Source organism: Oribacterium sp. P6A1 (assembly GCF_000702885.1).
GTDB lineage: Bacteria > Bacillota > Clostridia > Lachnospirales > Lachnospiraceae > Oribacterium.
The window spans coordinates 169,492-182,621 of the sequence record NZ_JNKO01000002.1; the positions used below are offsets into that span (position 1 = coordinate 169,492).

The 13,130-nt window shown below is 45.1% G+C and carries 11 protein-coding genes; 8 read left to right on the plus strand and 3 right to left on the minus strand.

Annotated features, from left to right (window positions below; translation table 11 throughout):
- Positions 1-121: 121 nt before the first annotated feature.
- The 6 genes from T515_RS02065 (at position 122) to T515_RS02095 (ending at position 6,571) form a co-directional block, all read left to right on the plus strand.
- Entirely contained in the window at positions 122-1,096 is a 975-nt protein-coding gene (locus tag T515_RS02065; RefSeq protein WP_036606979.1) for a glycosyltransferase family 8 protein, read from the plus strand.
- On the plus strand, positions 1,077-2,060 hold the full coding sequence (locus T515_RS02070) for a hypothetical protein (RefSeq protein ID WP_036606981.1): 984 nt from the start codon (positions 1,077-1,079) through the stop codon (positions 2,058-2,060). The genes T515_RS02065 and T515_RS02070 overlap by 20 nt, the downstream gene beginning before the upstream one ends.
- Positions 2,061-2,894: an NAD-dependent epimerase/dehydratase family protein gene (locus tag T515_RS02075; protein WP_036606983.1), complete on the plus strand. Its 834-nt coding sequence runs from the start codon at positions 2,061-2,063 to the stop codon at positions 2,892-2,894. It begins immediately after the preceding gene.
- Positions 2,894-3,865 carry a glycosyltransferase family 2 protein gene (locus T515_RS02080; protein ID WP_036606986.1) on the plus strand — a complete coding sequence of 324 codons (972 nt, stop codon included), beginning with the start codon at positions 2,894-2,896 and terminating at the stop codon, positions 3,863-3,865. Before T515_RS02075 ends, T515_RS02080 begins: the two co-directional genes overlap by 1 nt.
- A 263-nt stretch (positions 3,866-4,128) precedes the next feature.
- Positions 4,129-5,136: a glycosyltransferase gene (locus T515_RS02090; RefSeq protein ID WP_036606990.1), complete on the plus strand. Its 1,008-nt coding sequence runs from the start codon at positions 4,129-4,131 to the stop codon at positions 5,134-5,136.
- A complete protein-coding gene (locus T515_RS02095) occupies positions 5,123-6,571 on the plus strand; it encodes a lipopolysaccharide biosynthesis protein (protein WP_036606992.1) in 1,449 nt (482 codons plus the stop codon). Before T515_RS02090 ends, T515_RS02095 begins: the two co-directional genes overlap by 14 nt.
- Here the strand turns inward: T515_RS02095 and T515_RS02100 are convergent.
- The 3 genes from T515_RS02100 to T515_RS02110 all read right to left on the minus strand — a co-directional run bounded on the left by T515_RS02100 (position 6,513) and on the right by T515_RS02110 (position 10,822).
- On the minus strand, positions 6,513-7,655 hold the full coding sequence (locus tag T515_RS02100) for a glycosyltransferase family 2 protein (RefSeq protein WP_242839310.1): 1,143 nt from the start codon (positions 7,653-7,655) through the stop codon (positions 6,513-6,515). The genes T515_RS02095 and T515_RS02100 overlap by 59 nt on opposite strands.
- Positions 7,648-8,871, minus strand: coding sequence for an acyltransferase family protein (locus T515_RS02105; protein WP_036606994.1), 1,224 nt, complete (start codon positions 8,869-8,871; stop codon positions 7,648-7,650). Before T515_RS02105 ends, T515_RS02100 begins: the two co-directional genes overlap by 8 nt.
- Before the next feature lie 223 nt (positions 8,872-9,094).
- Positions 9,095-10,822, minus strand: a complete 1,728-nt coding sequence (locus T515_RS02110; protein WP_051671340.1) for a L,D-transpeptidase — start codon at positions 10,820-10,822, stop codon at positions 9,095-9,097.
- A 161-nt stretch (positions 10,823-10,983) separates the two neighbouring features.
- Between T515_RS02110 and T515_RS02115 the strand changes: the two genes are divergently transcribed.
- Complete coding sequence (locus tag T515_RS02115) at positions 10,984-12,096, plus strand: DegT/DnrJ/EryC1/StrS family aminotransferase (protein WP_036606996.1); 1,113 nt, start codon at positions 10,984-10,986, stop codon at positions 12,094-12,096.
- 13 nt (positions 12,097-12,109) lie between these two features.
- On the plus strand, positions 12,110-13,129 hold the full coding sequence (locus T515_RS02120; protein ID WP_036606998.1) for an ATP-grasp domain-containing protein: 1,020 nt from the start codon (positions 12,110-12,112) through the stop codon (positions 13,127-13,129).
- Position 13,130: the final 1 nt, after the last annotated feature.

Consider the following 13,130-nt stretch of genomic DNA (forward strand, 5'->3'; position numbering starts at 1 on the left):
AAGTATAAATCTCAGGTTTGGCTTCGTGCTGGACTTATACAGCAAAAAGTATATAATCAGAAAGGGCTCACCCCGAAATGGGGATGGGGCCCTTTAAAAATTTAAGGATAAACATATAGATATGAATATTGTATATGCATCTGATGATGGCTACTGTCAGCACATGGCAGTCTCCATTGTTTCATTAATTGAACATAACAGGGAAGAGCAGCTTAATTTCCATATTCTCTCTGATGCCATATCTGAGGATAACAAGGAAAAGGTCCGTCAGATGGTGAAGCTGTACGGAAGAAAGGTTACATTTTATCCTATAGAGCATCTGATGAAAGAGCTTGAGGATAAGATATACGGACTCGATACCGGCAGGTTCAGGATAACCACCCTGGCCAGACTTCTGATGGGCTCCATACTTCCGGATACCGTGACGAAGGTGCTTTATCTTGACTGCGACACGGTGGTTCTTCGAAATCTTGCAGCCTTCTATGATTTGAGACTTAACGACTGTATAGCAGCCATGGCAGCGGAACCAACCATCTATCCCGAGGTCAGAGAGCTGGTGGGGCTTACGGAAGAAGACAACTATTATAATGCGGGAGTCATACTCTTCAATCTTTCTGCCTGGCGTTTGGAAAATATGGAAGAGAACTGCCTTGCCTACTATAATTCCATGGGAGGGAAGCTTCCTTTTAATGATCAGGATGTTCTGAATTATGTTCTGAAGGACCGTATCAAGAGGGTTGGGCAGACCTATGATTTCATAACCAATTACTATTATTTCAGATATTCGACTCTGGTTGAAAAATCTTCTGCCTATGCTTCGGGAGAATCAAGGGAGAGTTTCCATATGGCAAAGCATCATCCTCATATCGTGCATTTTGCATCGGATGAACGCCCCTGGAACAGAGGAAACCTGAATCACTACAGCCGTGCGTATGATAAGTATCTGAGACTCACACCTTTTGCAGAGGCAGAAAAGATAAAGGGAAAAGAAGGTTACATGGCGGCATACCATCTTATGAATGTGGCCACATTTATTGCGCCAAAGCTTCGCCAGTACATTTCGGATAAGTATTACAATGACAAGATTAAAAAATAAAAAAATACTTCTCATAATGCCGTATTTCTATAATTATGAGAAAGATATAAAGAAATGCCTTGAAAACGCAGGGGCAAAGGTCTGGCTTTTTGATACCAACCTTCATGCCCACAGTCTTTTTAACAAACTTTTGATGTTTTATACCGAGAAAATGAGGGACAGGCTGGTACTGAACTACTATGAAAAGTCTTTATCGGCTGTTCCGGAGGATATAGACATCGTCTTTGTAATCAAAGGACAGTGGATGACGGATGAGGTACTTGAAAGACTGAGAAAAAGATATAGAGGAGCATCCTTCAGGATATATCAGTGGGACAGTATAGCCACATTTCCGGATCAGGAGCGGATAAATCCTCATTTTGACAAAATTTACACCTTTGATCCGGTGGACTCGGAGAATCAAAAATGGATTTACAGACCTCTGTTTTTCAAAAAGGAGGAATGTAAGACAGGGGAAGATAAGAGATATGATCTCATCTTCCTCTGTTCCATGCATACAAGAAGGATGCAGGTTCTTATAGCCCTGAAGGAGCTTGCGGAGCGGTACGGAAAGACCCTTTTCGGATATATCTATGTTCCAAAGCTTCAGTATATACAGGAAGCGGTGCTTAAGAGAAACCCTCTGTACAAGGGAGCTGAGGAATCACTGCATTTTGATTCTCTCTCCATGGATAAAACTATGGATATATATAATCATACCCGCTGCTTTGTTGACTATACTTTCCCTCAGCAGAACGGACTCAGCATGCGTACCATAGAGTCTGTGGGGCACAGATGTAAACTCATAACCAATAACAGACATGTTATGGATACGGATTTTTATGATCCTGCCAATGTCTGCATATACGATCCCGACAACTTTTCGGTGCCGAAGGAATTTATAGAGGAACCGTACAAGGATATAGATGAGGCTGTTTATGACAGATACAGTCTGGAGGGATTTTTGAAGGAGATTTTGATTTAAATGAAAATTCTTGTAACCGGCGCAAACGGATATATCGGACAGGGGCTTGTAAAACAGCTTCTTAGTGATGGACATGAGGTAGTTGCCACCGATTTCAGAACGGATAACATTGATTCCCGTGCAGAGAAGGTGGCGCAGGATCTTTTTGCATTGGAGGACCCCTATGAATTTTTCGGACAACCCGATGCATGTTTCCATCTTGCCTGGAGAAATGGTTTTGTGCATAACGACCCTTCACATATCGAAGATCTGCCTAAGCATTTTTCTTTTCTCGAGAAGCTTATAAAGGCGGATATACCACAGCTTGCGGTTATGGGATCCATGCATGAGATAGGTTTCTTTGAGGGCTCCATAAAGCCGGATACCCCCTGCAATCCACAGTCTCTTTACGGCATTTCCAAGAATGCTCTTCGCCAGGCGGTGGAGCTTCTTTGCAAGAACAGGGAGACTGTATTCCAGTGGGTGAGAGGCTATTACATAGTGGGTCATTCGGAGTACGGTTCTTCGATTTTCTCAAAGATCACAGCGGCTGAGAAGCGGGGAGACAGGGAGTTTCCCTTCACCATGGGGCAGAACCAGTGGGATTTCATCAATTATGACCGATTCTGTGAGATGCTTGCGGCTGTGATAGAACAGAAGGAGTTCAGAGGAATCATCAATGCCTGCTCGGGCTATCCGGAGAAGCTTGCCACAAGAGTTGAGAACTTCATAAAGGAAAACGGCTACAATATAGAGCTTAAGTATGGAGCATTTCCCGACAGACCTTACGACAGTAAGGCAGTCTGGGGTGATGACTCAGTGATACGTAAGATAATGGAAAAGAGAGAAGCGTGATGGTGACTGTACTTTTGTGCACATATAACGGAGAAAAATATGTGAGGGAGCAGATTGAGTCTATCCTTACCCAGAGCTGTGAGGATTTCAGCATAGTGGTGTCGGATGACGGATCTAAGGACGGAACATTGCCGATAGTCCGTGAGCTTATGGAAAAGCATCCCGGAAAGATAAGACTTATTGAGCAGAATCCTCCCACAGGAAGTGCGGAGAGGCATTTCCTTAAGCTTCTTGCGGAAAAGCAGTACGGCATCGGAGATTACATCATGCTTTCCGATCAGGATGACGTATGGGATGCCCGTAAGATGGAAAAGACACTCATGGAAATGCAGGCGCTGGAGGTAATCTACGGTAAGGATAAGCCTTTGCTTGTGCATTGTGATTCCGAGGTGGTGGATCAGGAGCTGAAAGCTGTTTCACCAAGTTATGTGGAGTATCAGAAAATGACCCCGGAAAGAAAGGGCCTTAATCAGCTTCTGGTTCAGAACAATGTTGTGGGCGGTGCCATGATGATAAACCGGGCCCTTGCGGAGCTTATAACCGAAGTACCGGAACATTGTGTCATGCATGACCAGTGGATAGCCCTTGTGGCGGCAGCCTTCGGTGAAATCAGGTTCATTCCCGAATCCCTGTATAAATACAGGCAGCATGGCAGTAATGTTCTGGGTGCCGAGAAGGGATCCCGTATCATGGAGGTGCTGGGAAGATTCGGAATCGGAAGAAAAGACGGTAAGAGCAAGGCCGAGATGGATGAACATTCCCGAAAGGTGTACAGAGAGATGTTTCTGCAGGCAGAGTGCTTCAGGGAGATGTATGAATCAAGGCTTTCAGAACAGCAGAAGAAGCTTTTGGATAGCTTTGTAAGCATACCTGAGAAGAACAGAATCGGAAAAATAATTACCATTCTCCGAGGCGGATTCACATACAATATGCTGCACAGAACTGTAGGGGAATGTCTGTTTATATGCTGAGATTACATATTCATTTTTGATGTGTTTAGTCTGGAAAAGGCAAGGGATGTGTGCCAAGGCTTGCGAGTTGAAAGAACAGACGCACAGACATGTACAAGACCGGATGCACGTAGTGCAGACGGGACGGACATGTCGAGCAGGATGTACTTTCAATCGAGTGGGCCGGCACGCGCCATTGCCTTTTCCTTCTGTACATATTGATGCTATACTGATCAATAAAATCATTTTAATGCAAAAAATAATTGAAACAGAAAGTTGGATAAATGAGTAAAGTGGAGACTGATGTAAAAAGTGAGCATGATGATCCTGTAATGGTCTCTGTTTGCGTGGTGACCTACAATCATGGAAAGTATATAGGTACCTGCCTTGATCATATTCTGGGACAGAACCGGGATTTCAGGATCGAGGTTCTGATTCATGACGATGCTTCTACGGACAATGCCCAGGAGGTCATAAGAAGTTATCAGGAAAGGTATCCGGATATCATAAAACCCATTCTCAGAACAGAGAATCAGTACAGCAAGGGTATAACCAATATTTCGGGTGCCTTTAATTTCCCGAGGGCAGTGGGAAAATATGTAGCTCTGACAGACGGGGATGATTACTGGTGTGACCCTGACAAGCTGAAAAAACAGGTGGGATATATGGAGGCGCATCCTGAGTGCGGTTTTACCTTCCATTCGGCAAGAGTGGTTACGGAGGATGGCTCTCTTGTAAACGGTGAACTTATGAGACCTTATAAACAGTCCCGTGTGGTTAAACCGGAGGAGCTTGTGGATAAAGCAGTGGGCTCACCCTTTGCAAGTTTCCTTTTAAGGCGGGAAATCGTTGAAAAACTGCCGGATTACTATGTGGATTGTCCGGTGGGAGACAGACCTCTGGAGCTTATGGCTGCTGCGGCCGGAGACAGCTATTACTTCGATGAACCTATGAGTGTATACAGATTTTCCATAGGTGGATCATGGACACAGAGTCAGATGACAGGAGACTATGTAAAGAAGCAGAAGAAGTTCGCTGAGGATCTTTTCAGGATGTACAGGAGCTTTGATGAAGAGACAGGGGGAAGATTTCATGACGCAGCCATGAGGGCCGCCAGACGAAATGAGTTTCTTACCAATGTTAATGTCCGGGACTTTAAGGAGATATACAAGGCTGAGAACAAAGAGTTTTACAGTGAACTCAATTTCCGGGACAGATTCTTTATAGGATTTGAATATCGTATGCCTAGACTGTATAACTGGCTGCGTAACAGAAAAAATGGCAGAAAATAATAATTTGAAATTCAAGGTGATCAGAGGTCTTTTCTGGAAGATACTGGAACAGTGCGGTTCACAGGGAATACAGTTCGTGGTGGCACTGATGCTTGCCAGACTTATGACCCCTGAGGAATACGGAACCATAAGCCTCATCACTATATTTATAGCAATAGCGAATACTTTTATTCAGTCAGGTTTCGCAACGGCCCTTGTGCAGGGAAAAGATGTGCAGGAGGAGGACTACAGCTCAGTATTCTGGGTGAGCATGCTGCTTTCTGCAGTCTGCTATTCTGTTCTTTTTATGGCTGCACCGTGGATAGCGGATTACTACAGAACTCTGGTACTCAGAGAGCTTGTAAGAGTAATGGGAGTTGTACTGTTTCCGGGAGCCGTGGTCTCCATACAGACGGCATTTGTGGCCAGAAATCTGAGATTTCAGCAGCTCTTCCAGTCCACTATGGCAGCCGTTATCATATCCGGCGGGGTGTCCATAGCCCTTGCCATGAGAGGGTTCGGAGTATGGGCCATGGCTGCGCAGCAGATAGTCTACTATTTCTCTCTTATGTTGGTAATGTTCATTACCCTGAGATGGTATCCGGGGATCATCATTCATACCGGAAGGCTCAGGCAGCTGTTTTCCTTCGGCTGGAAGATACTGGTTTCGGGAATTATAGATGCGGTATGGCAGAATATCTACGGGCTCATCATCGGGAAAAAGTATTCAAGTGCGGATCTCGGTGCCTATAATCGAGGGGAGCAGTTCCCTAAGATAATCGCAACGAACCTTTCCACCGCGATTCAGTCGGTGATGCTGCCTGCCTACAGCAAAAAGCAGGACGATCCGGGGACACTTCGCCGTATGGCCAGCAGATCCATACGTTTAAGTGCATTTGTGATTTTTCCCATGATGGCAGGACTGGCGGCGGTGGCTAAACCTCTGGTCATACTTCTTCTTACAGAAAAATGGATAGTGGCAGCGCCCTATCTTGTGCTTCTTGCGATAAGCTACGGAGTATACCCTATTCATATCATCAACCTTCAGGTCATGAATGCCATGGGAAGATCCGATCTCTTTCTGAAACTGGAGATCATAAAAAAGGCAATAGGAGTAGTGATACTGCTTTTGAGTATTTCCCTGGGAATCTGGCCAATGCTTATTTTGAAGGTGGCTGATGAGTATCTTTGTACGATTATCAATGCAGCTCCAAATAAAAAACTCATAGGCTACGGGCCTATGAGTCAATGGAAGGAAGTTCTTCCTACACTGATCATATCCGTTATCATGGGAGTCGGAGTATGGAGCCTGGAGCTCCTCGGTATGTCAGTGATGATCACTATTATAATTCAGGTGGCAGCAGGTACAGTGCTCTATATCGGGCTGTCCTGGCTGTTTAACCGCGAGCCTTTGCAGTATATTTTCGGATTAGTTTCGAACCGTACTCAAAGGTAGCTGTAATAAGTTTTAGTTCCAGAGTGAGGTATCGCATGGGCGGTACCTCATTTAATTTTGCCCTTTTCAGGCTTTTGGCCTTACGGATTCCTTCCATAAGTCCTGAGAAATATGCCTTTCCGAATCCCTTCTTAAAAAAGAAAAGCTGCTTGATGAGATAGCCTGCAAGTATAGGGAGGATATTCAGTATCACCATAAATGCCGGAAGATTCTTATAGAGAAGATATACGGAATTTCTTGCACTGAGTCTTACCTTAAATTCATTGTACTTTGAACCGCTGGTTCCTGAGCCCACATGCTGCACTACAGCTTCAGGGCAGTAGAGAACCTTGAAGCCATATAACCGTGCTCTGAAACAGACATCTATATCCTCAAGGTAGGCAAAGTGGTTTTCATCAAAAAGACCGACTACCTTAAAAGCCGAGGTTCTGTACATGGCAGCGCCTGCGCAGGCGGAAAAGGTTTCAGACTCCCGGTTCCAAAGCTGGAGTGATGAGGGCTCATCAAGACCCCGCTGGAACTGCCAGCCAAGAACTGTGTACTGGTCTCCGGCATCGTCCATGACAGAGTTGTCGTGCATCTTTATCATCTTGCTGGAGAGAGCGAAGATACGGCCCGTGGCATCCGAATCCATTTTCTTTTCAAGAGATTTTACAAAATCAGGATCGATCTTAGTGTCGTTGTTAAGGAGCAGAGTGTAGGCTATATCATGATCAAGAGCCCAGTTTATGCCCTGATTAACTGCCCCGGAAAAACCAAGATTGTCCTTGTTCAGTAGGAGTTTTCTGCGCACAGGATCCTTCTCATGCCACTTCTTAAGCCAGATCCTGTCTTCCTCGCCCGAACCGTTATCCACAACAAGAGTCAGGAAATCCGTGACTGTCTGAGCGTCAATGGCTGCCATACAGTCATCCAAAAATCTGAGGCCGTTGTAATTGGGGATAACGATTACGGTCCTGAATGTAGAAGGGTCAGGTTCATTTTTTTTATTGATATCTTCCGGTTCAAAAGCCGGTGACATAGTATCTGTGTATCTGTTTTTTGATTCAAAGGAAGAGGATGCTTCGTTTATGGTTTTATTCATAGTCGTCATTTCTTGTTTTTTTCGAGCCGAAAAAATTTAATCCTGTGTTAATGATCTTTTTTATGCATGTCAGGGCCAATACGAGTACAGTTGTTACCGCAAATATAAAAAGCGTATATATAAGGCTGTAAAGTATAAGCCCTGCGGAGCTTTCTCCGAACACTCTGCTGAACCATGCCTCCACGCCTGCTGCACGAAAATGATTTGTGAAAATATAGTGCAGAAGATATATGGGGAAGGTGAATCTGCCCAGCAGGGATATGATTTTTGCAACCGTGCCCCGGAGGATATTTTCGGGAATCAGAAGTATGGCGCCGCTGAGTGCCAGGGTCTGAATACCGCATATCATTCCGTGCCAGCTTGTGAAGTAATAGTCCGTACTTAACTCTTCCGCCGTTCTTCCCGAAAGTATGCCTGTAAGATAGATATGCTTCTGAAGAAAGAACAGTATCACTGAGCTAAGGACAAAAAGTATTATAAAAGAAAGCTGATAGAAGTAAATACCGTGTTTTAAAGTACCGGTTTCTTTGCCGGATTCATCATTGTGGTTTCTTATCCTTTTTATAAAGGAGTAAAAAAGTAAACCGGCTACAGTGTACATGGCAGGCTTTCCGACTGATTCAGGAATATAGATGCCTACAGGCAGTATCACCAGGGCGCTCAGGTTCTGGAGAGTGAAGTGAAATACTGCGATCATAAGCATTGCCATGAGCACTTTTATCTCGTCATGTTTTACAAGAGTCAGTATCACGGGCATCCAAAACATCACACTTGCGTAACTGAATATGTACCAGAGATGGTCCGCATATAGACCGAATCGAACCGTGTCAAAGGCGAGAAAACCCTGCAGCATGTCCGAAAGAATGGTCAAAGGCCTGGAACTCAGTATGCTTTCCATGAGTGATATTTCAGGGTGATCTATCCATGGACGGATAAGTCCGAGAACAAATACGAAAGCAGCTGCAGGAAGTATGACTCCTGTAAGGAAACGCCCGAAAACATGTGAGAAGGTTTGCTTTTTATTTATAAAGAAGCCGCTGATGAGAAAGAAGGCGGCTACTGCCGGACCGTTCAGAACATATATAAGTACTGCAGCATCTCTTAAATCCGTACCGGAAAAAGGAAAAGGTCTGACATGGATCATTATGACCATAAGACAGGCGATTATACGGAGCAGCTCAACCCTGAGATCCTGCTTTTTTTTTACATCCTGCATCTTGTTGCATCCTCCTGAAAATGGATTATTTCGGCATCAATACCGGAAAAATACGGGATGATGAAAAGTACCATCCTCATGTAATATGCTGCCCCATTATAACACGTTGAAGCAGAGGGTCAAAAGGCCCTGAAGGGATTTGCACGGGGTGAAGAGGGTATATTTTTATGACAACAAAAAAGCGGAACAGATTTTCATCTGTTCCGCTAAAAAAGAATCTATGTTACTGTGGCTCGCCTTCGCCTGAAGCTGCATCTGATTCAGCCTGAGCTGCTGCCTGAGCCGCAGCCTGAGCAGCTGCAGCGTCCTGAGCTGCTGTTATGACAGGATCGGTAGGATCGAAGGTCTGGTTTCTCGGGATGGCCTGCTGGATAGCATCCTTCTCGATAGGACCCTTGTCCCACTTGTTGTTATAAATAGTAACTGTTGTTCCGTTAGGACAGTTGTTATAGATCCATGCACAGTCTACTGCACGAAGACGTACACATCCGCCGGACATGGAATCATCCATGTAGTTGTAATATATAGCGTCCATGGTGTTGGAGTCAGGTCTTGTATAGAGCAGTGAGTGGAGCAGGAAGTGTCCCTTAAATCTTGAAAGGAACTGACAGTAGCAGTCTGTATGCATGAAGTGCCATCTGTACTTCTCATATATTGAGAAAGAACCGATAGGGGTATCATCACCTACTGTAACCATAAGTGTCTTATAAGGGATTGTGAAGTTTCCTGATGCATCCTGAGCAAGGATGTACATGGTTCTTGTGGCTTTGTTTATTCTGATGGCATAAGCACCCGGAGTTCCCATGACTTCTGAAAGATCCCTGAGAGCTACACCGCTTTCATCGAAGTAAATGTTGTAGCCGTCGATGACATTCCAGCCTGTAACCGCAACACCGTTGTTGAAGTAGTACTGGTTTGAATCTCCGTCAAAGCCCCAGCCTGTATATGAACGTCCGTCAGCTGTAACGTATGTGGCACCGTTCTCTGTCCAAAAGACACCTTCGTTGCTGTCGTTGGCCATAGGTTTTTCGGTTGAATCATAGAACTCAACACCCTTCTTCCAAAGAGCAAGCTTGATGCCGACGATATAACGGTCATCGCCTATGGAACCTACTGCCTGTCCTTCAGGTGCCCAGTCAGTTACGGTACCGTCATTGAGAACCGCTCTGTAGTAAAGGTCTCCGAGATTGTGAGTATAACCCTTTACTCGGATCTGCATAGCGGAAACGATACCCTGGTTAGGAGTGGCCTCCTTTGATGTAGCCCATGGGCCCCATCCTGTTCCGTTGGAATAAGTTCTGTAGTACCATCTTCCTACATTGGCATGCTCAAGCATGAAACTTGTGAATCCGATTGCGGAATATGCAAAGGAATCGTTCTTTGAGGTTGTGCCCCAGTCAATACTTTTGCCTGAACCGTCATAAATGAAATAAGAACCTAAGGGAACCATGTTGAGAACAGGATCTGCTTCCATGTTTCCTTCATTTGGTGTTGTCATGTAGTTATAACGGATGGTTTCAACATCTGTCGGATCAACAGTGGGAAGAGTCTTTGTGCTTGCTGATACAAGATTTCCCTTTACGGCTGATGTTGATGCGGTTGTATTTGAAGCTGTTTCAGTTGTTGCCTCTGTGGTTGTTGTTTCAGCGGCTGCAACGCTTTCAGTTACGGCTGTCTGGGCATCCGGGGCAGAAGGCTCTCCCGGAACAGTAGCCTGAACAGTGGTATCGGTTGTGACTGATGCGGCAGTTTCCGCAGAATCTGCAGTGGTTGTGGTCGGATCCTCGGCTATAACGACATTTGCTGACTGAACTCCTGCAGCGGTCGTTTCCTCAGTTACCGTAGCCGCACCCGGTATCGCATCGGCAGGTGAAGCTGCGTATGCAGATATAGGCTGGGCCATCATGGCTGCTGCGGCAAGGAGTGCGACAGTACGTTTCATACTTATCATTTTTTAATCCTCCAAGACTAAATCTATCAAAAATAACACGCATACACTTTATCACATGGGATTTGAAAGTTCCACCCGGGATTTACTTTTTATAGGCAATATTATAAAATCGTAAAGTATTGGCAATAAACTGCCTATTTTTGCGTTTTTTTGGAGTTAAAATGTCGGATATAAATAAGAATATCATAAATGTTACAAAGGCAAGTCTGCCTCCTTTTGATGAGTATACCGGGATGCTGAGAGAAATCTGGGACTCGGCGTGGCTCACCAATATGGGAAAGTTTCATGAAGAGCTGAGGTCCAGACTCAGGGATTACCTGAAGGTCGGATCTGTACAGCTTTTTGTGAACGGACACAGCGCCCTTGAGTTTCTGATCCAGGCCATGGATCTTTCGGGAGAGGTTATCACAACACCCTTCTCTTTTGCGTCAACTACACACGCCATCGTAAGGAACGGGCTTAAGCCTGTATTCTGCGATATTAATCTTCGGGACTATACATTGGACGCAGATAAGCTTGAAAGTCTCATTACTGATAAAACTTCTGCAATCCTTCCTGTGCATGTATACGGAAATATCTGCGACGTGGAAAAAATCAGGGAGATAGCAGACCGCCATCACCTCAAGGTACTGTATGACGCGGCTCATACCTTTGGAGAAGAGTATAAGGGTAAAGGAATCGGAAGTTTCGGTGATGCATCCATGTTCTCTTTCCATGCCACGAAGGTGTTCAATTCCATTGAAGGCGGAGCCATCACTACAGGGGAGCCGGATGAAAAGCTTATGGCAAAGCTTTATGAGCTGAAGAACTTCGGAATCCTGGGACAGGAAGAGGTGGCTTCTGTGGGAGGAAACGGCAAAATGAATGAATTTGCCGCCGCCATGGGCCTCTGCAACCTCCGTCATGTGGACAGCTACATAGAAAAGCGTAAGCTGGTTTATGAGCGTTATATGGAAAATCTCGGAGGAATTCCCGGAATCATACTTCCGGAACCGAACAGGGACGTTAAACCGAACTATGCATACATGCCGGTACGTTTCCATAATTACAAGAGAAACAGAGATGAGATCTTTGCCATCCTTAAGGACGGACAGGTCAATGCCAGAAAGTATTTCTATCCCTGCATCAACGCTTACAGCTGCTACAGAGATCAGTATGATGTGAAGGATACGCCAAATGCTCTTCTTGCTTCAACTGAAATACTGACCCTTCCCATATTCCCGGATCTCAGTCTCGATGATGTAGACAGAATTTGTACTATGGTTTTGAACTAAGAGGTAATACAGAATGGAAAAAAGAACAGCGCTGGTCACAGCTATAGGTTCCTTTGCGGCAGATACTGTCATAAGGACTCTTCACGAAATGGGCTACAGAGTGGTCGGCAGTGATATATATGAAAAGGAATGGGTGGCCAATTCTCTTGATGTGGATGCCTTTTATCAGGCGCCTTTCGCCAGCGATGAGGAGAAGTATATTTCCTTTATAAAAGATGTTTGCGAAAAGGAGAATGTGGAACGCATACTTCCTGTCATAGATCTGGAAATCGATGCCCTTAACCGACACAGGGATGAAATAGAAAAAGACGGTGTCAGGATCTGCATGTCGGATCATGATACCATAGAAGTCCTTCGTGACAAGTACAGGATGACTCAGCTTGTACGCAGTGTTCTGGACAGCCTGGAGGATGAGGAGCTCAAGTCGGCGGTTCGGGCCATTACTTCCATAAGGGCTTCGGAGGTGGACTTTGAGGAGGTTACATTCCCCATCATACTTAAACCGGTGGATGGCAGAAGCTCCTGCGGACTCTACAGGATCTTCCAGGAGGATCAGCTTGGCTTTGCATTCTCAAACATCATGGATCCTACAAAGCTGAATGATACATCACTGGAGAATTATATAGTCCAGCCTTTGATAAAGGGTAATGTAGTTACCGTGGATATCCTGAGAGACGGAGAGGGAAACTGTCGGGCCGTGCCCAGAGAGGAGCTCCTAAGGACTCCGAACGGTGCGGGACTCAGTGTCCGTGTGATGGAAGACAGAGCCCTTCAGAATGTCTGCTATAAGATAGCTGAACGGGCCGGAATAAAGGGATGCGTCAATTTTGAGTTCATAAAAGGCGAGAGTTCGGGAATCTACTATTTCATAGAATGTAATCCCCGTTTTTCGGGCGGTATAGCCTTTACCGAGCTTTCCGGTGTACCTATGATAAAAAATCATATGTATATTTTTGACGGAAAGCCTATGGAGGACATGCCTTTACAGAAATGCGGATTCATAACCAGAAAATATCAGGAAATCAGGATGTGAT

Bases quoted from the DNA above. Each gene is read 5' to 3' on its own strand.
- T515_RS02095 (WP_036606992.1), top strand. From the start codon at position 5,123: ATGGCAGAAAATAATAATTTGAAATTCAAGGTGATCAGAGGTCTTTTC.
- T515_RS02075 (WP_036606983.1), top strand. From the start codon at position 2,061: ATGAAAATTCTTGTAACCGGCGCAAACGGATATATCGGACAGGGGCTT.
- T515_RS02100 (WP_242839310.1), bottom strand. From the start codon at position 7,655: ATGAATAAAACCATAAACGAAGCATCCTCTTCCTTTGAATCAAAAAAC.
- T515_RS02065 (WP_036606979.1), top strand. From the start codon at position 122: ATGAATATTGTATATGCATCTGATGATGGCTACTGTCAGCACATGGCA.
- T515_RS02105 (WP_036606994.1), bottom strand. From the start codon at position 8,871: ATGCAGGATGTAAAAAAAAAGCAGGATCTCAGGGTTGAGCTGCTCCGT.
- T515_RS02070 (WP_036606981.1), top strand. From the start codon at position 1,077: ATGACAAGATTAAAAAATAAAAAAATACTTCTCATAATGCCGTATTTC.
- T515_RS02090 (WP_036606990.1), top strand. From the start codon at position 4,129: ATGAGTAAAGTGGAGACTGATGTAAAAAGTGAGCATGATGATCCTGTA.
- T515_RS02080 (WP_036606986.1), top strand. From the start codon at position 2,894: ATGGTGACTGTACTTTTGTGCACATATAACGGAGAAAAATATGTGAGG.
- T515_RS02120 (WP_036606998.1), top strand. From the start codon at position 12,110: ATGGAAAAAAGAACAGCGCTGGTCACAGCTATAGGTTCCTTTGCGGCA.
- T515_RS02115 (WP_036606996.1), top strand. From the start codon at position 10,984: ATGTCGGATATAAATAAGAATATCATAAATGTTACAAAGGCAAGTCTG.
- T515_RS02110 (WP_051671340.1), bottom strand. From the start codon at position 10,822: ATGATAAGTATGAAACGTACTGTCGCACTCCTTGCCGCAGCAGCCATG.